We start from the raw sequence: 23840 nt of genomic DNA on the forward strand, positions 1-23840 counted from the left end.
ATGGGTCGTAGCTTAAAAAAAGGACCTTTTGTTGATGACCACTTGATGGTTAAAGTCGAAAAATTAAACGAATCAGATAAGAAACAAGTTGTTAAAACTTGGTCTCGCCGTTCAACAATCTTCCCACAATTCATCGGACATACAATTGCTGTTTATGACGGACGCAAGCATGTACCGGTTTATGTCACTGAAGATATGGTAGGACACAAACTTGGTGAATTCGCGCCAACGCGTACTTATAAAGGTCACGCAAGTGACGATAAGAAAACAAGACGTTAATGAGAGGAGGGCATCTCATGCAAGCTAAAGCTGTCGCTAAAACAGTTCGTATTGCACCTCGTAAAGTCCGTTTAATCGCTGATTTAATTCGAGGCAAACAAGTAGGTGAGGCAGTAGCGATTCTTCGCTTAACACCAAAAGCTGCATCTCCAATCGTGGAAAAAGTTCTTAAGTCTGCAGTAGCAAACGCAGAACACAACTACGAAATGGATATCAACAATCTAGTTGTTTCAGAAGCATACGTAAACGAAGGACCAACATTAAAACGTTTCCGTCCTCGCGCTCAAGGCCGTGCGAGTGCAATCAATAAACGTACTAGTCATATTACAATCGTTCTATCAGAAAAGAAGGAGGGATAATCTGTGGGTCAAAAGGTAAATCCAGTCGGTCTGCGTGTCGGAATCATTCGTGATTGGGAATCAAAATGGTACGCTGATAAAGACTACGCAGATCTTTTACATGAAGACCTTAAAGTTCGTGAATACATCACGAAACGTTTAAGCGACGCTTCTGTATCAAAGGTTGAAATCGAACGTGCTGCGAACCGCATCAACATTTCAGTTCACACTGCAAAACCTGGTATGGTTATTGGTAAAGGTGGTACTGAAGTTGAAGCACTTCGTAAAGCATTAAACCAATTAACAGGCAAAAGAGTACACATTAACATTATCGAAATTAAAAGAGCAGATCTTGATGCGAAATTGGTTGCTGAAAACATCGCTCGTCAATTAGAAAACCGTGTTTCTTTCCGCCGTGCTCAAAAACAAGCTATTCAACGCACAATGCGTGCTGGTGCACAAGGAATCAAAACGCAAGTTTCTGGTCGTCTTGGCGGTGCAGATATTGCTCGTGCTGAACACTATAGTGAAGGAACTGTTCCACTTCACACTCTACGTGCTGACATTGATTATGCACACGCAGAAGCAGATACTACTTACGGTAAACTAGGCGTTAAAGTTTGGGTATACCGTGGAGAAGTTCTTCCTACTAAGAAGAAATCCGAGGAAGGAGGAAAATAATATGTTATTGCCAAAACGCGTTAAATATCGTCGTGAACACCGCGGTAAAATGAGAGGAACTGCTAAAGGCGGCACTGAAGTACATTTCGGAGAATATGGTCTTCAAGCGCTTGAAGCTTCTTGGATCACAAACCGTCAAATCGAAGCTGCCCGTATTGCAATGACTCGTTACATGAAACGTGGCGGTAAAGTTTGGATTAAGATTTTCCCAAGCAAGCCTTACACTGCAAAACCTCTTGAAGTGCGGATGGGTTCTGGTAAAGGTGCTCCTGAAGGATGGGTTGCAGTCGTTAAACCAGGCAAAGTAATGTTTGAAATCTCTGGTGTACCTGAAGAGGTGGCACGAGAAGCATTACGTCTTGCTATGCACAAACTTCCTATCAAATGTAAGTTTGTAAAACGAGAAGAAATTGGTGGTGAATCAAATGAAGGCTAATGAAATCAAAGAATTGACCACTGCTGAAATTGAACAAAAACTTAAATCTCTTAAAGAAGAACTATTTAATCTTCGTTTCCAGTTAGCTACTGGACAACTTGAAAATACAGCTCGCATCCGCGAAGTGCGCAAATCGATCGCTCGTATGAAAACAGTTGTTCGTGAAAGAGAGATCGGTGTAAATAATCGATAATTGAATGGAGGTTTGCAGAATGAGCGAACGCAACCAACGTAAAGTCTACACAGGACGCGTTGTATCCGACAAAATGGATAAAACAGTTACAGTTCTTGTAGAAACGTATAAAAAGCATTCTTTATACGGTAAGCGCGTGAAATACTCTAAAAAGTTCAAGGCTCATGATGAGCTTAACGAAGCTAAAATCGGCGATGTAGTGCGCATCATGGAAACTCGCCCACTTTCAGCTACAAAACGCTTCCGTTTAGTAGAAGTTGTAGAAAAAGCAGTAATTATTTAATCTAAGTTCGGAGTAAGTTAATTCCGAAGGGAGGTACCGTACATGATTCAACAAGAATCTCGTTTAAAAGTAGCTGACAACTCTGGTGCACGTGAAGTGCTAACAATCAAAGTCCTAGGTGGATCTGGTCGTAAAACTGCTAATATCGGTGATGTTATCGTATGTACAGTTAAACAAGCAACACCAGGAGGCGTTGTTAAAAAGGGTGAAGTCGTTAAAGCCGTTGTTGTTCGTACAAAGCGCGGTGTACGTCGTCCTGATGGTACTTACATTCGTTTCGATGAGAATGCTTGTGTAATTATCCGTGACGATAAAAGTCCACGTGGAACACGTATTTTCGGACCAGTTGCCCGTGAACTTCGCGACAGCAACTTCATGAAAATTGTTTCACTGGCACCAGAAGTACTGTAATAATAGATAAATCTCGTAAAAGCCTTTCAAGGAGGTGCGAAGCTAATGCATGTTAAAAAAGGTGATAAAGTCGTAGTCATCTCTGGTAAGGACAAAGGCAAACAAGGTACAATCCTTGCGGCATTCCCTAAGAAAAACCGCGTTTTGGTTGAAGGGATTAACATCGTAAAGAAACACTCAAAACCTTCTCAAGCTAATCCACAAGGTGGAATTATCAGCCAAGAAGCAGCGATCCATGTTTCTAACGTAATGCCTCTTGATCCGAAATCAGGTAAACCAACCCGTGTTGGTTACAAGATTGAAAATGGCAAGAAAGTACGCGTAGCGAAAATATCAGGTGAATCTTTAGATAAATAAGTTTTAGAAGAAGGGAGGTACACTCACTTATGAACCGCCTAAAAGAAAAATTCCAAGGTGAAATTTCTCCATCATTGATGGGCAAATTTAATTACAACTCTGTAATGCAAGTACCTAAAATCGAAAAAATCGTAATTAACATGGGTGTCGGCGATGCAGTTTCTAACTCAAAAGCTCTTGATACAGCTGTTGAAGAACTTGCTTTGATCTCCGGACAAAAACCTGTTGTTACAAAAGCTAAGAAATCAATTGCAGGCTTCCGTTTGCGTGAAGGGATGCCTATCGGTGCGAAAGTCACACTGCGCGGAGAGCGTATGTATGAATTCCTTGATAAGTTAGTATCTGTTTCTTTACCACGTGTACGTGACTTCCGTGGGGTTTCTAAAAAATCCTTCGACGGCCGCGGTAACTACACATTAGGTGTTAAAGAACAGTTAATCTTCCCTGAGATTGATTATGATCAAGTGAGCAAAGTCCGCGGAATGGATATCGTTATTGTAACGACTGCCAACACGGATGAAGAAGCTCGCGAATTACTTACTCAATTCGGAATGCCGTTCCAAAAGTAATCTCTAAATAAGGGAGGCGAAAACGTGGCTAAAAAATCTATGATCGTAAAACAAAAACGCGAACAAAAGTTTAAAGTACAAGAATACACACGCTGCGAACGTTGCGGACGTCCACATTCTGTATACCGTAAATTTAAACTGTGCCGTATTTGTTTCCGCGAACTTGCATATAAAGGACAAATTCCTGGCGTGAAAAAAGCTAGCTGGTAAAACCCGATTTTGGGAAGGAGGTAAAATTAAATGGTCATGACAGATCCTATTGCAGATATGCTTACTCGCATCCGTAATGCGAATATGGTACGTCACGAGAAATTAGAAGTTCCTGCATCTAAGATTAAGAGAGATGTTGCTGAAATCTTAAAGCGTGAAGGCTTCGTACGTGATGTAGAATTTATCGAAGACAATAAACAAGGCATCATCCGTATCTTCTTGAAATATGGTGCCAACAATGAGCGTGTAATCACTGGTCTTAAACGTATCAGTAAGCCTGGTCTACGTGTTTATGCGAAAACTGGTGAGGTTCCACGTGTTCTTAATGGTTTAGGTATCGCAATTGTTTCTACTTCTCACGGAGTTTTAACAGACAAAGAAGCTCGCGCTAAACAAGTTGGCGGAGAAGTACTAGCATACGTTTGGTAATACATTGTAACAAGAATGGAGGTGCACTCAATGTCACGTATAGGTAAAAAACCTGTAGAAATTCCTGCTGGTGTGACAGTTACGATCACTGGCAGTGATATTACTGTTAAAGGGCCAAAAGGTGAATTAACTAGATCTTTCAATTCTGATCTTACAATCACTCAAGAAGAGAACGTACTTACTGTTACTCGTCCTTCAGACTCTAAAGAACACCGTGCTCTTCACGGAACAACTCGTGCGCTTATCGCTAATATGGTTGAAGGTGTTTCTAAAGGATTTGAAAAATCACTAGAACTTATCGGTGTTGGTTACCGTGCTCAAAAACAAGGAAACAAACTTGTATTGAACGTTGGTTACTCTCATCCGGTTGAATTCGAAGCTGAAAAAGGACTTGAAGTTGAAGTTCCTTCAAATACAAAAGTCATAGTTAAAGGGATTAGCAAAGAACGTGTCGGCGCATTGGCTGCTGATATTCGTGATGTTCGTCCGCCAGAGCCTTACAAAGGTAAAGGAATCCGTTATGAAGGCGAATTTGTTCGTCGTAAAGAAGGTAAAACTGGTAAGTAATAATGCCGCATAAGTAAACGAAAGGAGTGACGTATATGATTACGAAGCAAGATAAAAACGCTACTCGTCAGAAAAGACATGCGCGTGTACGTGCTAAACTTTCTGGTACAGAAGCTCGTCCTCGTTTAAATGTGTTCCGTTCAAACAAGCACATTTACGCACAATTAATTGACGATGCAAACGGCGTAACATTAGCAAGTGCTTCAACTCTTGATAAAGAGATCAATCTTGAAGCTACTAGCAATGCTGAAGCAGCTCAAAAAGTTGGCGAACTTATTGCGAAACGTGCCGTTGAGAAAGGTTTGAAATCTGTGGTATTTGACCGCGGAGGATACCTTTACCATGGTCGTGTTAAAGCATTAGCTGATGCTGCTCGTGAAAACGGCTTAGAATTTTAATGGTAAAAGGAGGGACAAAACAGATGGTTCGTAGTATTGATCCTAATAAATTAGAACTTGAAGAACGCGTAGTTACAGTTAACCGTGTAGCTAAAGTTGTAAAAGGCGGACGTCGTTTCCGTTTCACTGCACTTGTAGTTGTTGGTGATAAGAACGGTCACGTTGGTTTCGGTACTGGTAAAGCACAAGAAGTTCCGGATGCGATCCGTAAAGCTATCGAGGATGCTAAGAAAAACCTGATCACTGTACCAATGGTAGGAACAACAATTCCTCACCTTGTAAATGGTCGTTACGGAGCAGGTCACATCCTTTTGAAACCTGCCTCTGAAGGTACTGGAGTTATCGCCGGCGGTCCGGTTCGTGCGGTCCTTGAACTTGGCGGCGTGAGCGATATCTTATCAAAATCACTAGGTACTAACACACCAATTAACATGGTTCGTGCAACTATCGAAGGATTAAAGCAATTGAAACGTGCTGAGGACGTAGCTAAGTTACGTGGTAAATCAGTAGAAGAACTGTTAGGATAAGGAGGGAAATCGAATTATGGCTAATAAATTAGAAATCACCCTCACTCGCAGCTTGATTGGTCGTCCTGAAGATCAAAAAGTTACAGTTAACACTCTGGGTTTACGCAAAATGCATCAAACAGTTGTTCATGATGATAACCCTGCGATTCGCGGTATGATTACCAAAGTTGCTCATCTTGTTACTGTCAAAGAACAATAAAATAATTTTTCGCTTAACAAGGAGGTGCCAACATGAAACTTCATGAATTGAAAGCTGCTGAAGGTTCTCGTCAAGAACGTAAACGTAAAGGACGCGGTATCGGATCTGGTAATGGTAAGACAGCTGGTAAAGGACATAAAGGACAAAACGCTCGTTCTGGCGGCGGTGTACGCCTAGGATTCGAGGGTGGTCAAACTCCTCTATTCAGACGTTTGCCTAAACGTGGATTCACAAACATCAACCGTAAGGATTACGCTATCGTAAACCTTGAAACGTTGAACCTTTTCGAAGACGGAACTGAAGTAACTCCTGCTCTATTAGTAGAAGCAGGTGTCGTATCTAAAGAGAAGTCAGGTATTAAAATTCTTGCAAAAGGTAACATCGAGAAAAAGCTTACTGTTAAAGCTCATAAATTCTCCTCTGCTGCCCAGGAAGCTATCGAAGCTGCTGGCGGAAACATTGAGGTGATCTAATGTTTCGTACGATCTCCAATTTTATGCGCGTGGCTGAAATAAGAAATAAGATTATCTTTACCTTATTAATGTTAATCGTCTATCGCATCGGTACATTCATTCCTGTACCGCATGTGAATGCCGATTTTCTGGCTGCCCAGGATCAGCTGAGCGTCATTGGTCTGTTAAATACCTTTGGCGGCGGTGCCCTGCAAAATTTCTCTATTTTGGCTATGGGGATCATGCCGTATATCACGGCTTCGATTATCATTCAGCTGTTACAAATGGACGTCGTTCCTAAGTTCACTGAGTGGTCGAAACAAGGGGAAGCAGGCCGCCGTAAATTAGCACAATTTACTCGCTACTTTACGATCATACTTGGGTTCATACAGGCATTAGGTATGTCTTATGGATTCAACAACATGTCTGGTGGCGCATTGATTGAAGATCCTAGTATTGGAACTTACCTGCTTATTGCAACGGTTCTTACTGCAGGAACAGCCTTTCTGTTATGGTTAGGCGAGCTTATTACTTCGAATGGCGTGGGAAATGGTATTTCCATCATTATCTTTGCCGGGATTGTTGCTAGTATCCCTACGACCGTAAATCAGATTTACGCCCAGCAATTTGATAATGTTGGAGACCAGCTTTTCATGCGTATCGTTACAATGGCTTTGATCCTGTTAGTCATCTTGGCGATTGTGGTTGCTGTTATATTCATTCAGCAGGCACTTCGTAAGATTCCGATTCAATATGCAAAACGTGCTGCAGCAGGCAGGACACAAATGGGTGGTCAATCCACTCACTTACCTTTGAAAGTGAATGCCGCCGGGGTAATACCTGTTATCTTCGCGATGGCGTTTATCATAACTCCAACGACGATTGCATCTTTCTTTGGTAAGAATGATGTGACAAATTGGATTACAAAGAACTTCGATTACACCCAACCTGTTGGGATGATCATTTATGTCGCATTAATCATTGCCTTTTCTTATTTCTATGCCTTCATTCAGGTTAATCCTGAACAGATGGCGGAGAATCTGAAAAAGCAGGGGGGTTATGTTCCGGGAATCCGTCCTGGTAAAAACACTCAAGATTATCTGACAAGTGTTCTATATCGATTAACGTTCGTTGGCTCTATCTTCTTAGCGGTCATCGCCGTTCTTCCTGTTTTTTTCATTAAGTTCGCTGATCTCCCTGCCTCTGCGCAAATTGGGGGAACGAGTTTGTTAATCGTAGTCGGCGTTGCACTTGATACAATGAAACAGCTTGAAGCACAGCTGGTGAAGCGTCAATATAAAGGCTTTATAAAGTAATGGATTTTGGGAACAGCAAGTTTCCCAAAACCCATTATAGAGTTTGAGGGGGAAAAAAAAATTGAATCTAGTATTAATGGGGCTTCCGGGTGCCGGCAAGGGTACTCAAGCTGAAAAAATCGTAGAAAAATATAATATCCCTCATATCTCTACTGGAGATATGTTCCGAGCTGCTATTAAAGAAGGAACTGAACTTGGTCTGAAAGCTAAATCATTTATGGATAAAGGTGAGCTTGTACCGGACGAGGTAACAATCGGCATTGTCCGTGAAAGGTTAAGTAAGGACGACTGTGAAAAAGGTTTCTTGCTTGATGGTTTCCCGCGTACTGTTGCACAAGCTGAAGCATTGGAAGACATCCTGGCTAAGCTGGATCGTCCAATTAATTTTGTAATTAATATCGATGTTGATAAAGAAATTTTGATGGAAAGATTGACTGGCCGGCGCATTTGTAAATCTTGCGGAGCCACGTACCACTTGGTTTTCAATCCTCCAGCAAAAGCAGATACTTGCGATCGCTGCGGCGGTGATCTGTATCAGCGTGCTGACGATAATGCAGAAACTGTTCAAAATCGCCTTGAGGTGAATTTGAAACAGACCAAACCTCTTCTTGATTTTTACGGAGAAAAAGGGTATCTGCGAAACATTAACGGGCAGCAGGATATTAATAAGGTTTTTGAAGACGTTGATGCATTGCTTGAATACTTGCCAAATTAAGTGTTGCCTGTATGGGCCGGAATTTTCCTAATTATCAATATTATTGGTAATGGGGTGCACTCTTTAGCAATAAAGGGTATAATGGATTTCGCGAGAGATTGTACAACTGTTAACAAAACACCTGTCTCTGGTATTCCAGTTGGGTTGGTTTAACTATCCTGGTTGGTCATTCCCTGGTATACGGTTGGCAAAATTAAAGAGAAAATACTGCGGCTCTTATATGTGCTCCAGAAGAGTCATTATATAGAGGGTTGAAAGAAGCAGGCAAGAGCGTCTTTCAAACATCTCCCATGCTATACAAAACCTATGTTGAGGCTTATTATTTCTCTTTAACCAGAGAGTATGTCAGCCACGGAATCGGTCAAGACTTACATGAGGGCCCTGAATCCTTGTATCGGTCCACCTGAAAGCTACTCGGTTGAAGCCTGGGACAGTCATCGCTGTTTACCCAAATGGTGCAGACTGCAGCAGATTTCAAACGGCTGTTTAAGGTGATTGGACTGGAGAGTAATGGTTGACGGTTAGATGTGCACACTGAAAAGAGTTCACACATAGAGAAGGGAGAATCACATTAATGGCGAAAGACGATGTAATTGAAGTAGAAGGCACAGTACAAGAGACTTTGCCAAATGCAATGTTTAAGGTAGAATTAGAAAATGGTCATACTGTTTTAGCTCATGTATCCGGTAAAATTCGTATGCACTTTATTCGTATTTTGCCTGGAGATAAAGTTACGGTTGAGCTTTCCCCGTATGATCTAACTCGCGGCAGAATCACATACCGGTTTAAATAAATCTGGTTGCGCTCCGATCTGTATAAGGAGGTTAGATAGCAATGAAAGTCAGACCATCTGTAAAGCCAATCTGCGAAAAGTGTAAAGTTATCCGCAGAAAAGGTAAAGTCATGGTTATTTGCGAAAACCCTAAACATAAACAAAAACAAGGCTAATTAGAAGGAGGTGCACTCAAGCATGGCACGTATTGCTGGAGTAGATATTCCCCGTGACAAACGTATTGTTATCTCATTAACATATATTTATGGTATTGGTAAACAAACTGCGATCAAGATTCTTGCAGAAGCAGGTGTTTCTGAAGATACTCGCGTTCGTGATCTAACAGAAGACGAATTGAACAAAATCCGTGATATCATTGACAAGTTAAAAGTAGAAGGCGACCTACGCCGTGAAATCTCTCTTAACATCAAACGTCTAATGGAAATCGGATCTTACCGCGGTCTTCGTCACCGTCGTGGTCTTCCTGTTCGTGGACAAAACACAAAAAACAACGCTCGTACGCGTAAAGGACCTCGTCGTACAGTAGCTAACAAGAAAAAATAATAAGTAAAGGAGGTTACTTTTCATGGCACGTAAAACAAATACACGTAAACGTCGTGTGAAAAAGAATATAGAATCTGGTATTGCACACATTCGCTCTACTTTCAACAACACTATCGTTACGATCACTGATTCTCATGGTAATGCTATTTCTTGGTCAAGTGCAGGAGCTCTAGGATTCCGCGGATCTCGTAAATCCACTCCATTTGCTGCACAAATGGCTGCTGAAACAGCTGCTAAAACATCAATTGAACATGGTATGAAAACTCTTGAAGTTACAGTTAAAGGACCTGGTGCAGGACGTGAAGCTGCCATTCGTGCTCTTCAAGCTGCCGGCCTGGAAGTAACTGCAATCAAAGACGTAACTCCAGTACCACATAACGGATGCCGTCCACCAAAACGTCGCCGTGTTTAATTTTTCTGTATAAATTTTGTATCCCTGTCAATAATGGGATATAATACTAATTTTGCGTTCTACAGAAGGATTATTTTTCAGTTGTTGCGCACAGCGGGAACGTATACATGGGGAATTTCGGTTATTAGTGATTTCTCACTAGCCGGGGTTTCGACGTTTTGAAGGAGGGTTTAGTAATGATCGAAATAGAAAAACCAAAAATCGAAACGGTTGAAATCAACGACGATGCCAAATACGGTAAATTCGTCGTAGAGCCACTAGAGCGTGGGTATGGTACTACTTTAGGGAATTCCTTGCGTCGTATTTTATTATCCTCACTCCCAGGTGCTGCTGTCACAGCTATACAAATTGATGGAGTGCTGCATGAGTTCTCAACAATTGAAGGCGTCGTAGAAGATGTAACATCTATCATTCTAAATGTGAAGAAGCTTGCTCTAAAGATTTACTCCGACGAAGAAAAGACGCTTGAAATTGATGTTCAGGGCGATGGAGTCATTACAGCTGCTGATATCACTCATGATAGTGATGTAGAAATCCTTAATCCGGATCTATATATCGCTACGATTGGTAAAAACGGACATATGCGTATGCGCCTTACGGCAAAACGCGGCCGCGGTTATACCCCTGCTGTTGAAAACAAAAGGGAAGATCAGCCAATCGGTGTTATTCCTATTGATTCTATCTTTACTCCTGTTTCACGTGTTTCTTACCAAGTTGAGAACACTCGTGTAGGACAGTTGTCTAACTTTGACAAGCTAACGTTTGATGTATGGACTGATGGAAGCACTGGTCCTCAAGAAGCGATAGCACTTGGAGCTAAGATTTTAACAGAACACTTGAATATCTTTGTCGGCCTGACAGACGAGGCTCAAAACGCTGAAATCATGGTTGAAAAAGAAGAAGACCAAAAAGAAAAAGTCCTTGAGATGACTATCGAAGAACTTGATCTTTCTGTTCGTTCTTACAACTGCTTGAAGCGTGCTGGTATCAACACCGTTCAAGAGCTTGCTCATAAAACGGAAGAAGATATGATGAAGGTTCGTAATCTAGGTCGCAAATCACTTGAAGAAGTGAAAGCGAAACTTGATGAATTAGGCTTGGGTCTGCGTAAAGATGACTGATGACTAGTTTGTAAAACTAGCCATTTTAATGTGAGCCTCTATAAAGACATAATTAGTACTTCAACAAAGGAGGGAATCTCTAATGGGTTACAGAAAGTTAGGACGCACTAGCGCTCAACGTAAAGCATTACTTCGTGACTTGGCTACAGATCTTATCATCCATGAGCGTATCGAAACAACTGAAGCTCGTGCTAAAGAAGTACGTTCTGTAGTTGAAAAAATGATCACTCTTGGCAAACGCGGTGATTTGCATGCACGCCGTCAAGCTGCTGCATTCATCCGTAATGAAGAAGCTAATGCTGAAAATAATCAAGATGCGGTTCAAAAGCTATTTGCTGACATCGCTCCGCGTTATGAAGAGCGTCAAGGCGGATACACTCGTATTCTTAAAGTAGGTCCACGCCGCGGTGACGGTGCACCAGTCGTGGTTATTGAATTAGTTTAATAACGGCGGTGAAAAAGGGCAGGACAGATGAATGAACTCACTTGTTCTTTGCCCTTTTTCTTTTATCTTGAAGCTTGCCCGCAAGGCCTGCTTCGCAAAAATGGAAATACGCATTGAGTGTTACGATGGCTGGCGGAACCTTTGCTATATAAGGGAGCCTTCTCGTCTAGCTCAAGTACCCCTTCCCGCTTACTTAAGCGATATATGAACCTGTTTATCGAAATGGGTTGGATACAAGCTGCTCTTAAATTTACCGGAATTGATTCGGTGGAAGGGGTGCAGCGTTTTTTTGTATCGTCAATTTTTTTAGGCTGGATTTTTTCATGCAAATCCTGCTGTGCTCGGGTAAGATAAGGTAGGGCGTTTTTAGTTAAGGAGGTCAGCATGAGAAAAAAGCTAGTTTCATTAGAAAATGTTACATTCAAGTATGAATCACAGGAAAAAAATGCTTTAGACGGTGTATCCTTTGATATTTATGAAGGCGAATGGCTTGCCATCGTCGGTCATAATGGCTCAGGAAAGTCTACGTTGGCTAAGCTTTTAAATGGGCTTCAGTTTCCTGACTCAGGGGGAATTAAGGTGCTCGGGGAAAACCTGACAGAAGAAACCGTATGGGATGTCCGGCAAAAAATCGGGATGGTTTTTCAGAATCCAGATAATCAATTTGTCGGTACGACTGTACAGGATGATGTGGCTTTTGGTTTAGAAAATGCCGGTGTTCCTCAAACAATCATGGCGGAACGGGTCTACCAAGCTCTGGAAAAGGTGAAGATGAATAACTTTCTCGATCAAGAGCCGCACCATCTTTCGGGCGGACAAAAGCAGCGGGTAGCCATTGCAGGAGTGCTGGCCCTGCAGCCAAAGATTGTTATCTTGGATGAGGCCACTTCCATGCTTGACCCGAGAGGCCGGGCGGAGGTGCTGGATACAGTCCGCCAGCTGATGAAGGAGCAGGACATCACAGTAATTTCTATTACGCATGATTTAGAGGAAGCAGCCAAGGCTGACCGGATTATTGTGATGAATCAAGGTCTGCTGTACCGCGAAGGCACTCCGCAGGACATCTTTGAAATGGAGCAGGAACTGGTTGCCTTAGGCCTGGATATTCCGTTTGCCGTGAAATTGACAAAAGCCCTTCAAGTAAATGGAATCCAAGTAGTGGACGGGCATTTGACAGAGGAAGAGTTGGTGAAAGACTTATGCGAATTACACTTGAAGATGTAGAGTACCGCTATCAGGCGAATACGCCGTTTGAACATCTGGCTCTTCAGGATGTCAACCTGGAGATTAAGCCAGGCAGCTACACAGCGTTTATTGGACATACAGGTTCAGGGAAGTCGACGCTGCTTCAGCATTTAAATGCTCTTTTAAAGCCGACAAAAGGGCGTGTCATCATTGGCGACCGTATTATTGAGTCGGGCAGAAAAGAAAAGCATCTGCGGCCGGTCCGTCAGAAGGTAGGCATTGTCTTTCAGTTTCCAGAGCATCAGTTGTTTGAGGAAACGGTGGAAAAAGATATTTGCTTTGGTCCGATGAATTTTGGCGTACAGGAGGAAGAGGCAAAGAAGCGGGCTCGGGAGGCGGTCAAACAGGTTGGCCTCCCGGATGGAATTCTTGAGAAGTCTCCATTCGATCTGTCCGGCGGCCAGATGCGCCGTGTTGCCATCGCCGGAGTCCTGGCTATGGAACCGGATGTGCTTGTCTTGGACGAGCCGACAGCCGGGCTGGATCCGCGGGGCAGGATGGAAATCATGGATATGTTCTATGATCTCCATAAGCGGAGAGGAATATCCACGATTTTGGTTACACACAGTATGGAGGACGCCGCAAAGTATGCAGATGAGATTGTCGTCATGCATAAAGGGTCGGTCTTTAAAAAGGGAAATCCGGAAGAAATCTTTTCGGAGCCGGAGCAGCTGATTGAATTAGGCCTCGATGTCCCGGATACCGTCCGTTTCCAGCTTAAACTGCAAAAGGAGCTGGGCATTCGGTTTGATCATCCATGCCTCAATATAGATGAATTGGCAGCACAGATAGACAAGGCTATGAAACGGGGGAACCGCTGATGCTTGAAAAGATGATTATTGGCCGGTATGTCCCATCCGATTCAGTCCTTCATAAAATGGATCCGCGGGCTAAACTGCTGCTCGTGTTCCTGTTTGTGTGCATCGTATTTTTAGCGAACAATACCTTTACCTACGGATTATTGGGCCTGTTTACGGTCAGTATGGTTGTGCTGTCCAAAATTCCGCCCCGTTTTCTTTATAACGGGCTGAAGCCCATCCTCTTTCTGATTGTCTTTACCTTCCTTCTCCATATCCTGTTTACGAAGGAAGGGGAGCTGATTGCGGATTTCGGCTTCATTACAATCTATCAGGGCGGTTTGGAACAGGGGATTATGATTTCACTGCGCTTTACGTTCCTGATCCTTGTGACGTCCCTTCTGACGCTTACAACGACACCGATCGCTATCACAGACGGTTTGGAGGAGCTTCTGGGACCATTGAAGAAGTGGAAGCTTCCAGTCCATGAACTTGCCTTGATGATGTCGATTGCGCTTCGCTTTATTCCGACCTTGATGGATGAAACGGATAAGATCATGAAGGCACAGACAGCCAGAGGAGTTGATTTCACTTCTGGGCCGATTAAGGACAGGGTAAGGGCCATTGTGCCGCTCCTTGTGCCTCTGTTTGTCAGCTCCTTCAAGCGTGCCGAGGAACTGGCTACGGCTATGGAAGCGAGGGGCTACCGAGGCGGTGAGGGACGGACAAAGTACCGCGTGCTGAAATGGGAGATGAAGGATACCCTTCTGCTGCTCTCATTGGCTGTTCTTGCGGCTTTATTATTTTTATTACGATCATAAGAGGTTGAGATATGCCGAGATATAAATGTGTGATTGCGTATGATGGAACAGGATTTGCCGGCTATCAGGTTCAGCCGGAAAAACGGACGGTTCAGAGTGAGCTGGAGGCCGCGCTTGGAAAAATGCATAAAGGGGCGTCTGTGAAGGTTACGGCTTCAGGCAGAACGGATGCAGCGGTCCATGCAAAGGGGCAGGTCATTCACTTTGACTCTCCTTATGGTTTTCCGCCGGCTAATTGGCTTAAAGCGCTGAATGCCCTGCTTCCTGAAGATATTACAGTTTTAGGAATAGAAGAAGCCGCACCGGATTTTCATGCCAGATTTGATACAGTCGGCAAGGAATATCGCTATATTGTTTTGCGCTCCAAGCACCGGGATCCGTTTCTGCGGAATTATGCCTGTCATTACCCTCATTCGCTCAATATTGAAGCGATGAGAAAGGCGGCTTCTTATCTGACGGGGAAACCCTATGATTTTTCAAGCTTCTGTGCGTCCAATACTAGTGTTGTTGATAAAGTCCGCACCATTTATAAAATCGAAATCAAGGAAGATGAAGAGAAACTGGTTTTCACATTTTCCGGTGACGGTTTTTTATATAATATGGTCCGGATTTTGACAGGAACCCTTCTGGAAATCGGCAATGGAAAAAGGCAGCCTGAAGACATTCGGTCCATTCTAAAGCAAAAAGACCGCAGAGCGGCCGGGAAGACAGCGCCAGGACATGGTTTATACTTATGGGAAGTCTGCTATCCAGAGGATGGAAAAAATATTTCTCATGACAACTAATCCTGGTGTAACATCCCCTTGACAATGTATATGGGACAGTTTAATATAATATGGTATGTATTTTAATCCCGCGATAAGCCCCGGAAAGTTTATTGTGATTGAAAATAAATATTAAAACTATGAAAGTTTTTAGGAGGTTAACCATGCGTACGACATTTATGGCGAAAGCTAATGAAGTGGAACGTAAATGGTATGTGATCGATGCTGAAGGTAAAACTTTAGGTCGTCTTTCTACAGAAGTAGCATCCATCTTACGTGGTAAAAACAAACCAACTTATACACCAAACGTTGACACTGGTGATCATGTAATTCTAATCAATGCGGAAAAAATTCATTTGACTGGTAACAAGTTGAATAACAAAATCTACTACCGTCACACTATGCACCCAGGCGGTCTTAGAACAAGAACTGCACTTGAGATGCGTACAAACTATCCTGTGAAAATGCTTGAGCTTGCTATCAAAGGCATGCTTCCAAAGAATTCTCTAGGACGTCAAATTTTCAAAAAATTACACGTATACGCTGGAGCTGAGCATCCACACGCTGCTCAACAGCCAGAAGTTTACGAATTACGCGGATAATTATTAAGGAGGTTACTATCTTGGCACAAGTTCAATATTATGGTACTGGTCGCCGTAAGAGCTCAGTAGCTCGTGTACGTTTAGTACCAGGCGAAGGTCGCATCGTAATTAACGGCCGTGAAATCAACGAATACATCCCATTCGCAGCATTGCGTGAAGTTGTAAACCAACCACTAGTTGCAACTGAAACTACTGGAACTTACGATATTCTTGTCAATGTAAACGGCGGAGGATACACTGGTCAAGCTGGCGCAATCCGTCACGGTATCGCCCGTGCATTGCTTCAAGTAGATCCAGAATTCCGTGCACCGCTTAAAACTGCAGGTTTACTGACTCGTGACCCACGTATGAAAGAACGTAAGAAATACGGTCTTAAAGGCGCTCGTCGTGCTCCTCAGTTCTCAAAACGTTAATTTTTGGCGTTTACAGCCCTTTCCCGATGCTTCGGGAAGGGGTTTTTTATTGTCTTCAAAAGCCTCAGAACGACTGAGCCAGTAGGTTTACATTAAATTTTTATAATAAATAAGCGTGGCATCGTAAGTGCCGTTTTCGGACATGGCATAAAAAGGGATCCGTCCTGCCTGAATGTATCCTAATGAACGGTAAAGTAAATTGGAAGGATCTCCTTCTCTTGTATCAAGAATCAACAGTGTTCGGTCTCTTTTTGAAGCTGTTTCATGAGCCTTCTCCATTAATAAGCGGCCAATTCCATTCCGTCGAAAATGGGGGGGGGCATTAATTTGGCAATTTCGGCTCTATGTCCGCCGTTCTGCTTTGAGCATAGATGAAGCTGCACACTGCCAACTATTTCGTTATGAATCTTCGCCACAAAAAGGATTAGGTCAGGATTCACTGCGCTTCTTTTTTTTATGAAATTATGCTATCGTTAAAATTCGACGTTGAGAAAGTCAGGAGTTGGTCGGGTGATTGTCTACGAATTGTTCAAGCAGTTCCCTAAAGAAATTGTGATGGTGATCACAGTGGGACTGCTGATTATTTTGATCGTTTATTTGATTCGAAAATCCCTCAAGCTTTTCTTTGATAAAACAAGTTTTTTGGATCAAAAGCGTGAAGAGACTTTAATGCATTTCACTAAACAGGTGACAAAGGTTTTGGGACTGGTTTTCTTCTGTATTTATTTACTCAGTCATTTTTTCGATCTTGCTAAGCTTGTGACTGGTTCAGTCGTACTGGCGGGTGCCTTGGCATTGATTCTCCAGCATATCATCCGTGATTACATCATGGGGCTGACTTACTTATTCGAGCGGCAAATCCATCACGGAGATTACGTGATCATTAATGGAGAGCGGCAGGGGAAAATTGAGGAAATCAGTATGCGTTACCTGAAGATCCGCCAATATGACGGATATCTCTATACCGTTTCCTACAGCAGCATCTCGGAACTTCAGAATGGGAACAGGGGCATGCGACGGGTAAACGAAAGTCTTATCCTCAGTTATCGGCAAAATCCGGATGAGGCATTTCAGGTAATGGAGGAAGTAGCCAAAACATGTAATGAGAAATATAGTGAATACTTGTTGAAGGACGTAAATGGCCAGCCGTTGGAGAGCTTTACTTTTAACCAAATCACGGAACTGAATGTTGAGTTCAAGGGGCATAAATATTCCCTATCCGCTCTTGTGAATGAAGCGGATCTTGTGGAAGTGAGCAAAAAGGTAAGATATGAACTGGCAGCGGCTGCCTACAAGAGTGAATTGATGATGGCTGAGAGTCTTGATGTAAGCCATTAAAATAAGGGTATCGGAGAAAAAATCTCTGATGCCCTTTGTTAGGTTACAGGGAATCCAAAGAAGAAGCATTATCTCAGATTATATCCGCTAGAAGAAATTCTAACTGTTATAGATGGAAATCTGCCATCTGCGTTTGCCTTTTTTATGTGGAGGGGATAAAGACCAAAGTAAGCCGCAAAATAGGGGTAACCTGTCATTAGATTGGATTCCTTGGAAAGCCTAAATAATAAAACGTTAAGTAACGACAAGTTTGTCGGGAGGGCTGCGACAAAACTGGATTTCGTGATAATTGAAATGTCGAATTTTGTGACTTATTATTAGTTTAATGAAAAGGAAGGGATGAGGGGCAAATGGCTCAATCTAAAGTAAAAGTAGCAGTCCAGAAGTTCGGGAATTTCTTGAGCTCGATGGTCATGCCTAATATATCAGCGTTTATCGCTTGGGGTTTAATTACAGCTTTATTTATACCAACTGGCTTCTTTCCAAATGAAAGCCTTGCCAAAATGGTCGACCCAATGGTTAAGTACCTGCTTCCATTGTTAATTGGTTTTACAGGGGGTAAATTAATCCATGATCAGCGGGGCGGAGTAGTCGGTGCCATTGCAACAATGGGAGTTATAGTCGGTTCTGACATTCCAATGTTCTTGGGTGCTATGCTGGTCGGTCCTCTTGGCGGATATTTGATCAAGAAATTTGACCAGGCAATAGAAGGAAAAGTCAAATCCGGATTTGAAATGCTTGTGAACAACTTCTCTGCAGGAATCCTGGGAGGACTTATTGCCATCGGAGCCTTGCTTGGCGTCGGCCCGGCGGTAAGCGTATTCACAGGCTGGCTTGTCAGCGGTGTGGACTGGCTCGTGGGAATTGGCTTATTGCCTTTAACGAGCATCCTGATTGAACCTGCAAAAATATTGTTCTTGAATAATGCGATTAACCATGGCGTTCTTTCGCCAATCGGCGTAGAACAGGCAAAAGAGACAGGGAAATCGATCCTGTTCCTTCTGGAAGCCAACCCGGGACCTGGGATCGGTGTCCTGCTTGCTTACTGCATTTTTGGTAAAGGAACAGCCAAAAGAACAGCGCCAGGTGCGGCGATTATCCAGTTCTTTGGCGGAATCCATGAGATTTACTTCCCTTACATTTTAATGCGTCCGTTATTGTTCCTTGCGGTTATTTTGGGAGGAATGAGCGGAGTCTTCACACTTGTCCTATTAGGCGGAGGTTTATTTACACCGGCTTCACCAGGAAGTATCTTGGCGATTGCAGCTGTTACACCGCATCATACGGGGACATATATCGCCAACTTTGCCGGCGTATTGGTTGCTGCCATCGTATCATTTGTTGTATCTGCCTTCATTTTGAAAACAGGCAAGCAGCAAGAAGAGGATATTGAAGAGGCTGCAAGAAAGATGCAGGAAATGAAAGGCAAGAAAAGCTCGGTTGCCGATGCTTTCTCTGTTAAGGGCGAAGAAATGCCTGAACAAGTAGACAAAATCATTTTTGCCTGTGATGCCGGAATGGGCTCCAGTGCTATGGGAGCTTCGCTTCTGCGTAAAAAGGTGAAGGAAGCAGGAATGGATATTCACGTGACCAATATGGCGATCAGCAATATCCCTTCAGATGCCCAAATTGTTATCACACAGGAAGAGCTGACTCCAAGAGCCAAGAATAAAGCTCCGAATGCCTATCACATTTCAGTGGATAACTTCTTATCCAGCCCGCAATATGATAAGCTGATTACGGAACTGCAGAGTCAGGAAAACGATGAACTTCTGGAAGTGGTGGAAGAGGCGGAAGAAAATGCACCGGGCCCTGTAAATGATGCCGGTGACGATCAGCTGCTTCGTCCGGAAAATGTATTCTTAAATCAAAAGTTCGAAACGAAGGAAGAGGCCATCCGGTTTGCCGGAGCTGCTCTTGTGAAAGCGGGTTATGTGAAGGAAAGCTATGTAGAAGCCATGATTGAAAGAGATGAAATAACATCTACTTACATGGGAAATGATGTAGCGATTCCGCATGGCACGGAAGCAGCTAAGAAAGATGTGCTCAAATCCGGATTTGCCGTGCTGCAGGTGCCGGAGGGGGTAGACTTTGACGGTCAAAAAACTCGTTTGATCTTTGGGATAGCGGGCAAAGACGGCACTCATCTCGAAATCCTGTCAGGAATTGCGGTAACATGCTCTGATATGGATAATATCGAGAAGATGGTTCAGGCTCAAACAGCTGAAGAGTTAATGGCTATCCTTAATGATAAAAATGAATAAAACACAATGGAAAAGCGCTTCTAGCGCTTTTCTGTGCATTGTTTTCTAGGCTTATTTACCGGAAATGAGATGATAGTATGTTTATTACCTCAAGGGAAAAAGCAATAATTGAATTAATTATTAAAACGTCTGGAAAACACACAGTCCTGTCCATCGCTACCTTTTTAAATGTGAGCGTCCGAACCATTCAGCGGGATTTAAAAGCTGTGGAAAAGATCCTGCATCAGTACGAGCTGAAGCTTGCCCGCAATCCAAATGAAGGTCTTGTGATTGAAGGAAAGAATGAACAGATTTTCAGGCTGGTTCAGCAGCTGATGGGAAATCAGCCGGTTGACCAGACGCCTCAGGAAAAAAGGCTTCTTGTCCTTTTGGCCTTGCTGCAGGAGGAAGCTTTTAAAATCCAGGCGCTGGCCTCTGCCGTTGGAGTCAGTGCAGTGACGCTCACATCGTATTTGGATGACCTGGAGGAATGGCTGCACAACTATCGTCTCCGTCTCATTAGGAAACGGGGGGTCGGCGTAGAAATTTCAGGTTCAGAAACAGATCGGCGCAAAGCGCTCGCCCATTATTTTCTATTGTATTTTAACGAAGAGTTAATTGAGCGTCTGTTCTGGCTTGAAAAAGGGAAAGTGTATGAGGACCCTATCCTCCATTATTTCTCGCCGGACTATTTGCTGGAAATAGACCGTCTTGTCCAGGAAACATTCAATAATGGGCATTCCCGGCTGGCTGACGGGGATTATATTGGCCTGATCGTTCATATCTGCATTATGCTCCAAAGGACAGAGGCGGGTTTTCTTATGGGGGAAGCGGATGAATTGGACAGGACAGGGCTTGAGAATGAAAGGGAATTGATCAGGGAGATTTGCAGCGAGCTCGAAAATCGTTTTTCCGTGAATGTAACGGAAAGGGATATCGATGCCCTTTCTGTCATTTTAAGAGGGTCCAAATACCAGGAGCCCGATGTTATGCCTTATGACAGTGTTGTTCTTGGCCAAATGACAAAGAATATTATTCAGTCTGTATCGTCTCAAATGAATGTGGATCTCACCAAGGATTTCCCCTTGTTCCAGGGCTTGCTTGCCCATATGGAGCCATCTATTTTTCGGATTAAACAGCATATGGCTCTGTTTAATCCGCTTAAGGATGAGATTAAACGCAAGTATCCGGTCCTGTTCATGGCTGTAAAGAACAGTGTCGAAAAAGAGTTTAAAGACGATGCCCTCTTTCCGGATGATGAAATTGCCTTTATTGTCCTGCATTTTGGCTCGGCACTGGTCATGAGAGAAGAGGGAATCCGCATTAAAGCGCTGGTGGTCTGCCCTACAGGCATTGGAACTTCTAAAATGCTGGCAAGCCGTATTAAAAGGGAGTTCCCGGAAATCGATTCAGTAGAAATCAGGTCGATCAAAGATATTCAGCGGACAGGGAGCCTGCATCAATATGATGTAATTATCTCTACTGTCCGGCTTCCTTTTACGGACCTTGCCTATGTGCTGGTGAACCCTCTTTTAACAGAGGATAACATTGTGGCGATTAAAGGTTATTTACAGACAAATATCGAACGATTCACGAAAAATGCGCTTTCTGAAACAGATCGCCCTGCCCCCAGGTCTGTTAAAAAAGCATTGACGGACAGACTGGAAGAATTGGATGATGTGCGAAACAGCATTCGTTCTCTGACGGAAAACTTCCGGGTTTTCCGGATGCCGAAGTCCCTTTCGTATCAGGAGATGCTTGTGGAAATGGTCAAAGCGGCGGAGGCCAAAGGGATGATTACCGACTCACGTGCAGTGATGGAGGCATTGAAGGAAAGGGAACAAAAGGGCGGGCTTGGCATTCAGCATACGGGGATGGCCCTTTTTCATACCCGGCACGAAGCGGTAAAGGGACCTCTCTTTCAAGTCGCCCATTTAGAGGAACCTTGCCTGATTAAAGGCATGGATGGAAATGATATGATGATGAAGAGCCTTTTGCTAATGCTGGCTCCCCAGGAATTGCGGGCAAAAGCCCAGGAAATCATGAGTTTGATCAGCACAAGCTTAATTGAGAGCAGTGAGTCGATCATGACCTTCTCGTCTTCGAATGAGGAATTGATTTTATCCAAATTAGAAGCGGTCTTCCTCGACTATTTACAGACTACTTTAAAAAAGGAATGATATGAAATGAAACAAGCGGTACATTTTGGAGCAGGAAACATCGGAAGAGGATTTATTGGAGCATTGTTCTCCCAATCTGGATACCATGTAACCTTTGTGGATATAGCCGATCAAATTATTACCAAATTGAATGAAGACCAACAATACAATGTTGTACTGGCTACAGATGAAAAAGAATCCGTTACGATCCAAAATGTTTCAGGTCTCAATAATATGACCCAGGAAAATGAGGTAATCGAAGCAATCAAGAGTGCGGACTACCTGACTACGGCGATTGGCCCGAACATTCTGCCTCGGATTGCGCCGCTGATTGCCAAAGGATTGGCTGAACGCGTGAAAACAACGGATGATAAGCTGTATGTCATTGCCTGCGAGAATCAGATCTCCGCTACGGATTTATTGAAGGGCTATATCTTCGAACAGTTGGATGAGCAGACAAAAGGGGAGCTGGAAGGAAAAGTATTTTTCTTTAATTCCGCTGTTGACCGTATTGTCCCGCTTCAAAACAATGAAGGCTCGCTTGATGTTCTGGTTGAACCATACTATGAATGGGTTGTGGAAACAGAAGAAAACATTCCTGCTATTGAAGGAATGAAAAAGGTGCCGGATCTGGCTCCGTTCATCGAGCGCAAGCTATTTACGGTAAATACCGGACATGCGGTTATTGCGTACCTGGGCTATCTTCACAAGAAGGAAACTATTGACCAGTCATTAGCAGATGAAGAGGTTCTGAAGCAGGTATACGCAACATTAAATGAAACAGGAGATTACCTTGTAAAAACATATAAGCTTGATGAAGCCGAGCATAAGCAATATATCGATAAAATCATCGGCCGCTTTAAGAATGCCCATTTGAATGATGCTGTTACAAGGGTTGGAAGATCTCCGCTTAGAAAGCTTGGAGCGAATGATCGACTCGTCCGCCCGGCAACAGAGGCTGAAAAAGCAGGAATTTCCTATACGAACCTGGCCAAAGCGATTGCTTCCGCTTTACTGTTTGATTACAAGGAAGATGAAGAAGCCGTTAAGCTGCAAGCGCTGATCAAAGAAAAAGGGCTTATGGAAACCTTGTCAGAAGTAAGCGGCCTTGCGGCTGAGAGCCCAATCACGAAAGAAATTGAACGTCATTACAAAGCAATGAAATAATTGAGTGACAGCCCCCTGAAGCCCGCCGGCGTTAGGGGGTTTTTTATTTTCAAAAGCGCTGATTAAGCACCCAATTTTGGCAGTGAAATGGAGGGATGAGGGCGGTATGGAGGACGGACAATAAGAATAAATCATAAAGGCCAGGGGTGGAAGCATGACGGTTATCGTAGGATTCAAGGAGTTAAGGCAAGAACGGCAGGTTACATTTGAACGAAAGGTATTGCGGGAGCTATCGCTTGAGGCGTTAAAGGAGCGGCTGAAGGAATACTTTGGCAGCGGTCTTCTTGATGTAATGGAAGAGGGCTGCTGTGATATTGCGATTGAAGCCTTTTTACTTGGGGCCAGCTACAGCAAGTTCGGCTATTACGGAGAGTCGGAAGAGAAGGCAAGAGCCAGATGCTGGAGGGAAGAGAAGCAGCTGATTGATTCCCTGTTTAATTTTCTGCTGTCCTGGGGACCTGGAATGCCTGATGAGGAAGGGCTTTTCTATCGGTGTGAGGCCTTTGTCTCCGTTTGGTGGAAGGATGGATTCAAAACGGGGGAAAAGCGATTTAAAATGAGGCTGCATTAAGTTCTATTTCCGCTGTTTGTCCCATAGCTTTTATCATATGGGATGC

35 protein-coding genes and 2 pseudogenes are annotated in these 23840 nt (G+C 43.4%); 36 read left to right on the top strand and 1 reads right to left on the bottom strand.

Annotation, left to right across the window (positions count from 1 at the left end):
* The 31 genes and pseudogenes from rpsS to rpsI all read left to right on the top strand — a co-directional run bounded on the left by rpsS (position 1) and on the right by rpsI (position 16316).
* Positions 1–279: a 30S ribosomal protein S19 gene (rpsS, locus tag BQ4305_RS00575; protein WP_110926006.1), complete on the top strand. Its 279-nt coding sequence runs from the start codon at positions 1–3 to the stop codon at positions 277–279.
* 17 nt (positions 280–296) lie between these two features.
* Positions 297–638: a 50S ribosomal protein L22 gene (rplV, locus tag BQ4305_RS00580; protein WP_110926007.1), complete on the top strand. Its 342-nt coding sequence runs from the start codon at positions 297–299 to the stop codon at positions 636–638.
* Between the two features lie 3 nt (positions 639–641).
* The gene (gene rpsC / locus BQ4305_RS00585) at positions 642–1298 is read left to right on the top strand and encodes a 30S ribosomal protein S3 (protein ID WP_110926008.1); all 657 of its coding nucleotides are present in this window, start codon (positions 642–644) and stop codon (positions 1296–1298) included.
* Between the two features lies 1 nt (position 1299).
* Positions 1300–1734, top strand: coding sequence for a 50S ribosomal protein L16 (gene rplP / locus BQ4305_RS00590; RefSeq protein ID WP_110926009.1), 435 nt, complete (start codon positions 1300–1302; stop codon positions 1732–1734).
* A complete protein-coding gene (gene rpmC / locus BQ4305_RS00595; RefSeq protein ID WP_110926010.1) occupies positions 1724–1927 on the top strand; it encodes a 50S ribosomal protein L29 in 204 nt (67 codons plus the stop codon). The genes rplP and rpmC overlap by 11 nt, the downstream gene beginning before the upstream one ends.
* A 19-nt stretch (positions 1928–1946) precedes the next feature.
* Complete coding sequence (rpsQ, locus tag BQ4305_RS00600) at positions 1947–2210, top strand: 30S ribosomal protein S17 (RefSeq protein WP_041101764.1); 264 nt, start codon at positions 1947–1949, stop codon at positions 2208–2210.
* Positions 2211–2252: 42 nt separating this feature from the next.
* Positions 2253–2621, top strand: a complete 369-nt coding sequence (gene rplN / locus BQ4305_RS00605) for a 50S ribosomal protein L14 (protein ID WP_110926011.1) — start codon at positions 2253–2255, stop codon at positions 2619–2621.
* Positions 2622–2666: 45 nt separating this feature from the next.
* Positions 2667–2978 (top strand): 50S ribosomal protein L24, encoded by a 312-nt coding sequence (rplX, locus tag BQ4305_RS00610; protein WP_110926012.1) that lies wholly within the window; start codon positions 2667–2669, stop codon positions 2976–2978.
* A gap of 29 nt (positions 2979–3007) precedes the next feature.
* Positions 3008–3547: a 50S ribosomal protein L5 gene (rplE, locus tag BQ4305_RS00615; protein ID WP_110926013.1), complete on the top strand. Its 540-nt coding sequence runs from the start codon at positions 3008–3010 to the stop codon at positions 3545–3547.
* A gap of 24 nt (positions 3548–3571) precedes the next feature.
* Positions 3572–3757: a type Z 30S ribosomal protein S14 gene (locus tag BQ4305_RS00620; protein ID WP_110926014.1), complete on the top strand. Its 186-nt coding sequence runs from the start codon at positions 3572–3574 to the stop codon at positions 3755–3757.
* 30 nt (positions 3758–3787) lie between these two features.
* Positions 3788–4186: a 30S ribosomal protein S8 gene (gene rpsH / locus BQ4305_RS00625; protein WP_110926015.1), complete on the top strand. Its 399-nt coding sequence runs from the start codon at positions 3788–3790 to the stop codon at positions 4184–4186.
* Between the two features lie 30 nt (positions 4187–4216).
* Entirely contained in the window at positions 4217–4753 is a 537-nt protein-coding gene (rplF, locus tag BQ4305_RS00630; RefSeq protein WP_110926016.1) for a 50S ribosomal protein L6, read from the top strand.
* 35 nt (positions 4754–4788) lie between these two features.
* Positions 4789–5151: a 50S ribosomal protein L18 gene (gene rplR / locus BQ4305_RS00635; protein ID WP_110926017.1), complete on the top strand. Its 363-nt coding sequence runs from the start codon at positions 4789–4791 to the stop codon at positions 5149–5151.
* A 23-nt stretch (positions 5152–5174) separates the two neighbouring features.
* A complete protein-coding gene (gene rpsE / locus BQ4305_RS00640; protein WP_110926018.1) occupies positions 5175–5678 on the top strand; it encodes a 30S ribosomal protein S5 in 504 nt (167 codons plus the stop codon).
* Between the two features lie 16 nt (positions 5679–5694).
* Entirely contained in the window at positions 5695–5877 is a 183-nt protein-coding gene (gene rpmD / locus BQ4305_RS00645; protein WP_110926019.1) for a 50S ribosomal protein L30, read from the top strand.
* Between the two features lie 32 nt (positions 5878–5909).
* Positions 5910–6350: a 50S ribosomal protein L15 gene (rplO, locus tag BQ4305_RS00650; RefSeq protein WP_110926020.1), complete on the top strand. Its 441-nt coding sequence runs from the start codon at positions 5910–5912 to the stop codon at positions 6348–6350.
* A complete protein-coding gene (secY, locus tag BQ4305_RS00655; protein ID WP_110926021.1) occupies positions 6350–7645 on the top strand; it encodes a preprotein translocase subunit SecY in 1296 nt (431 codons plus the stop codon). Before rplO ends, secY begins: the two co-directional genes overlap by 1 nt.
* 61 nt (positions 7646–7706) lie before the next feature.
* Positions 7707–8360, top strand: coding sequence for an adenylate kinase (locus BQ4305_RS00660; RefSeq protein ID WP_110926022.1), 654 nt, complete (start codon positions 7707–7709; stop codon positions 8358–8360).
* Positions 8361–8413: 53 nt separating this feature from the next.
* Positions 8414–8811: pseudogene (locus BQ4305_RS22140) on the top strand (M24 family metallopeptidase); the annotation flags it as partial.
* 123 nt (positions 8812–8934) lie between these two features.
* The gene (gene infA / locus BQ4305_RS00665; RefSeq protein ID WP_028390440.1) at positions 8935–9153 is read left to right on the top strand and encodes a translation initiation factor IF-1; all 219 of its coding nucleotides are present in this window, start codon (positions 8935–8937) and stop codon (positions 9151–9153) included.
* Between the two features lie 41 nt (positions 9154–9194).
* Positions 9195–9308, top strand: a complete 114-nt coding sequence (rpmJ, locus tag BQ4305_RS00670; protein ID WP_003156543.1) for a 50S ribosomal protein L36 — start codon at positions 9195–9197, stop codon at positions 9306–9308.
* A 22-nt stretch (positions 9309–9330) separates the two neighbouring features.
* Positions 9331–9696, top strand: a complete 366-nt coding sequence (gene rpsM, locus BQ4305_RS00675; protein ID WP_110926023.1) for a 30S ribosomal protein S13 — start codon at positions 9331–9333, stop codon at positions 9694–9696.
* Positions 9697–9718: 22 nt separating this feature from the next.
* A complete protein-coding gene (rpsK, locus tag BQ4305_RS00680) occupies positions 9719–10108 on the top strand; it encodes a 30S ribosomal protein S11 (protein WP_110926024.1) in 390 nt (129 codons plus the stop codon).
* Positions 10109–10284: 176 nt separating this feature from the next.
* A complete protein-coding gene (locus tag BQ4305_RS00685) occupies positions 10285–11229 on the top strand; it encodes a DNA-directed RNA polymerase subunit alpha (protein WP_110926025.1) in 945 nt (314 codons plus the stop codon).
* Between the two features lie 82 nt (positions 11230–11311).
* Entirely contained in the window at positions 11312–11674 is a 363-nt protein-coding gene (rplQ, locus tag BQ4305_RS00690) for a 50S ribosomal protein L17 (RefSeq protein WP_110926026.1), read from the top strand.
* A gap of 384 nt (positions 11675–12058) precedes the next feature.
* Positions 12059–12898 (top strand): energy-coupling factor ABC transporter ATP-binding protein, encoded by an 840-nt coding sequence (locus BQ4305_RS00695; RefSeq protein ID WP_110926027.1) that lies wholly within the window; start codon positions 12059–12061, stop codon positions 12896–12898.
* Positions 12874–13740: an energy-coupling factor ABC transporter ATP-binding protein gene (locus BQ4305_RS00700; protein WP_110926028.1), complete on the top strand. Its 867-nt coding sequence runs from the start codon at positions 12874–12876 to the stop codon at positions 13738–13740. Before BQ4305_RS00695 ends, BQ4305_RS00700 begins: the two co-directional genes overlap by 25 nt.
* Positions 13740–14537 carry an energy-coupling factor transporter transmembrane component T family protein gene (locus BQ4305_RS00705; RefSeq protein WP_110926029.1) on the top strand — a complete coding sequence of 266 codons (798 nt, stop codon included), beginning with the start codon at positions 13740–13742 and terminating at the stop codon, positions 14535–14537. The genes BQ4305_RS00700 and BQ4305_RS00705 overlap by 1 nt, the downstream gene beginning before the upstream one ends.
* Positions 14538–14548: 11 nt before the next feature.
* Positions 14549–15322, top strand: coding sequence for a tRNA pseudouridine(38-40) synthase TruA (gene truA / locus BQ4305_RS00710; protein WP_110926030.1), 774 nt, complete (start codon positions 14549–14551; stop codon positions 15320–15322).
* A 143-nt stretch (positions 15323–15465) separates the two neighbouring features.
* Complete coding sequence (rplM, locus tag BQ4305_RS00715) at positions 15466–15903, top strand: 50S ribosomal protein L13 (RefSeq protein WP_110926031.1); 438 nt, start codon at positions 15466–15468, stop codon at positions 15901–15903.
* A gap of 20 nt (positions 15904–15923) precedes the next feature.
* Positions 15924–16316, top strand: coding sequence for a 30S ribosomal protein S9 (gene rpsI, locus BQ4305_RS00720; RefSeq protein WP_110926032.1), 393 nt, complete (start codon positions 15924–15926; stop codon positions 16314–16316).
* Positions 16317–16403: 87 nt separating this feature from the next.
* Here rpsI and BQ4305_RS00725 read toward each other — a convergent pair.
* Positions 16404–16750, bottom strand: a pseudogene (locus BQ4305_RS00725) (GNAT family N-acetyltransferase); the annotation flags it as partial.
* 76 nt (positions 16751–16826) lie between these two features.
* Here BQ4305_RS00725 and BQ4305_RS00730 point away from each other — a divergent pair.
* The 5 genes from BQ4305_RS00730 (at position 16827) to BQ4305_RS00750 (ending at position 23794) form a co-directional block, all read left to right on the top strand.
* A complete protein-coding gene (locus tag BQ4305_RS00730; protein ID WP_110926033.1) occupies positions 16827–17654 on the top strand; it encodes a mechanosensitive ion channel family protein in 828 nt (275 codons plus the stop codon).
* Between the two features lie 350 nt (positions 17655–18004).
* Positions 18005–19918, top strand: coding sequence for a PTS mannitol transporter subunit IICBA (locus BQ4305_RS00735; protein ID WP_110926034.1), 1914 nt, complete (start codon positions 18005–18007; stop codon positions 19916–19918).
* Positions 19919–19995: 77 nt separating this feature from the next.
* The gene (locus BQ4305_RS00740) at positions 19996–22077 is read left to right on the top strand and encodes a BglG family transcription antiterminator (protein ID WP_110926035.1); all 2082 of its coding nucleotides are present in this window, start codon (positions 19996–19998) and stop codon (positions 22075–22077) included.
* A 6-nt stretch (positions 22078–22083) separates the two neighbouring features.
* Positions 22084–23223 (top strand): mannitol-1-phosphate 5-dehydrogenase, encoded by a 1140-nt coding sequence (locus BQ4305_RS00745; RefSeq protein ID WP_110926036.1) that lies wholly within the window; start codon positions 22084–22086, stop codon positions 23221–23223.
* A 154-nt stretch (positions 23224–23377) separates the two neighbouring features.
* Positions 23378–23794 carry a DUF2521 family protein gene (locus tag BQ4305_RS00750; protein ID WP_110926037.1) on the top strand — a complete coding sequence of 139 codons (417 nt, stop codon included), beginning with the start codon at positions 23378–23380 and terminating at the stop codon, positions 23792–23794.
* Positions 23795–23840 lie beyond the last annotated feature (46 nt).

It is taken from the genome of Bacillus massiliglaciei, assembly GCF_900098925.1.
GTDB classification, from domain to species: domain Bacteria; phylum Bacillota; class Bacilli; order Bacillales; family DSM-1321; genus Peribacillus; species Peribacillus massiliglaciei.

Coding starts and splice junctions, on each gene's coding strand:
- rpsK (WP_110926024.1), top strand. CDS start 9,719: ATGGCACGTAAAACAAATACACGTAAACGTCGTGTGAAAAAGAATATA.
- rplX (WP_110926012.1), top strand. CDS start 2,667: ATGCATGTTAAAAAAGGTGATAAAGTCGTAGTCATCTCTGGTAAGGAC.
- BQ4305_RS00750 (WP_110926037.1), top strand. CDS start 23,378: ATGACGGTTATCGTAGGATTCAAGGAGTTAAGGCAAGAACGGCAGGTT.
- rplV (WP_110926007.1), top strand. CDS start 297: ATGCAAGCTAAAGCTGTCGCTAAAACAGTTCGTATTGCACCTCGTAAA.
- rplF (WP_110926016.1), top strand. CDS start 4,217: ATGTCACGTATAGGTAAAAAACCTGTAGAAATTCCTGCTGGTGTGACA.
- rpsH (WP_110926015.1), top strand. CDS start 3,788: ATGGTCATGACAGATCCTATTGCAGATATGCTTACTCGCATCCGTAAT.
- rpsE (WP_110926018.1), top strand. CDS start 5,175: ATGGTTCGTAGTATTGATCCTAATAAATTAGAACTTGAAGAACGCGTA.
- rplM (WP_110926031.1), top strand. CDS start 15,466: ATGCGTACGACATTTATGGCGAAAGCTAATGAAGTGGAACGTAAATGG.
- BQ4305_RS00740 (WP_110926035.1), top strand. CDS start 19,996: ATGTTTATTACCTCAAGGGAAAAAGCAATAATTGAATTAATTATTAAA.
- secY (WP_110926021.1), top strand. CDS start 6,350: ATGTTTCGTACGATCTCCAATTTTATGCGCGTGGCTGAAATAAGAAAT.
- rpsM (WP_110926023.1), top strand. CDS start 9,331: ATGGCACGTATTGCTGGAGTAGATATTCCCCGTGACAAACGTATTGTT.
- rpmJ (WP_003156543.1), top strand. CDS start 9,195: ATGAAAGTCAGACCATCTGTAAAGCCAATCTGCGAAAAGTGTAAAGTT.
- rpsS (WP_110926006.1), top strand. CDS start 1: ATGGGTCGTAGCTTAAAAAAAGGACCTTTTGTTGATGACCACTTGATG.
- BQ4305_RS00685 (WP_110926025.1), top strand. CDS start 10,285: ATGATCGAAATAGAAAAACCAAAAATCGAAACGGTTGAAATCAACGAC.
- rpmD (WP_110926019.1), top strand. CDS start 5,695: ATGGCTAATAAATTAGAAATCACCCTCACTCGCAGCTTGATTGGTCGT.
- infA (WP_028390440.1), top strand. CDS start 8,935: ATGGCGAAAGACGATGTAATTGAAGTAGAAGGCACAGTACAAGAGACT.
- rplR (WP_110926017.1), top strand. CDS start 4,789: ATGATTACGAAGCAAGATAAAAACGCTACTCGTCAGAAAAGACATGCG.
- BQ4305_RS00735 (WP_110926034.1), top strand. CDS start 18,005: ATGGCTCAATCTAAAGTAAAAGTAGCAGTCCAGAAGTTCGGGAATTTC.
- truA (WP_110926030.1), top strand. CDS start 14,549: ATGCCGAGATATAAATGTGTGATTGCGTATGATGGAACAGGATTTGCC.
- rpsQ (WP_041101764.1), top strand. CDS start 1,947: ATGAGCGAACGCAACCAACGTAAAGTCTACACAGGACGCGTTGTATCC.
- rpmC (WP_110926010.1), top strand. CDS start 1,724: ATGAAGGCTAATGAAATCAAAGAATTGACCACTGCTGAAATTGAACAA.
- BQ4305_RS00700 (WP_110926028.1), top strand. CDS start 12,874: ATGCGAATTACACTTGAAGATGTAGAGTACCGCTATCAGGCGAATACG.
- BQ4305_RS00745 (WP_110926036.1), top strand. CDS start 22,084: ATGAAACAAGCGGTACATTTTGGAGCAGGAAACATCGGAAGAGGATTT.
- rplO (WP_110926020.1), top strand. CDS start 5,910: ATGAAACTTCATGAATTGAAAGCTGCTGAAGGTTCTCGTCAAGAACGT.
- rplQ (WP_110926026.1), top strand. CDS start 11,312: ATGGGTTACAGAAAGTTAGGACGCACTAGCGCTCAACGTAAAGCATTA.
- rplP (WP_110926009.1), top strand. CDS start 1,300: ATGTTATTGCCAAAACGCGTTAAATATCGTCGTGAACACCGCGGTAAA.
- rplN (WP_110926011.1), top strand. CDS start 2,253: ATGATTCAACAAGAATCTCGTTTAAAAGTAGCTGACAACTCTGGTGCA.
- BQ4305_RS00695 (WP_110926027.1), top strand. CDS start 12,059: ATGAGAAAAAAGCTAGTTTCATTAGAAAATGTTACATTCAAGTATGAA.
- BQ4305_RS00705 (WP_110926029.1), top strand. CDS start 13,740: ATGCTTGAAAAGATGATTATTGGCCGGTATGTCCCATCCGATTCAGTC.
- rplE (WP_110926013.1), top strand. CDS start 3,008: ATGAACCGCCTAAAAGAAAAATTCCAAGGTGAAATTTCTCCATCATTG.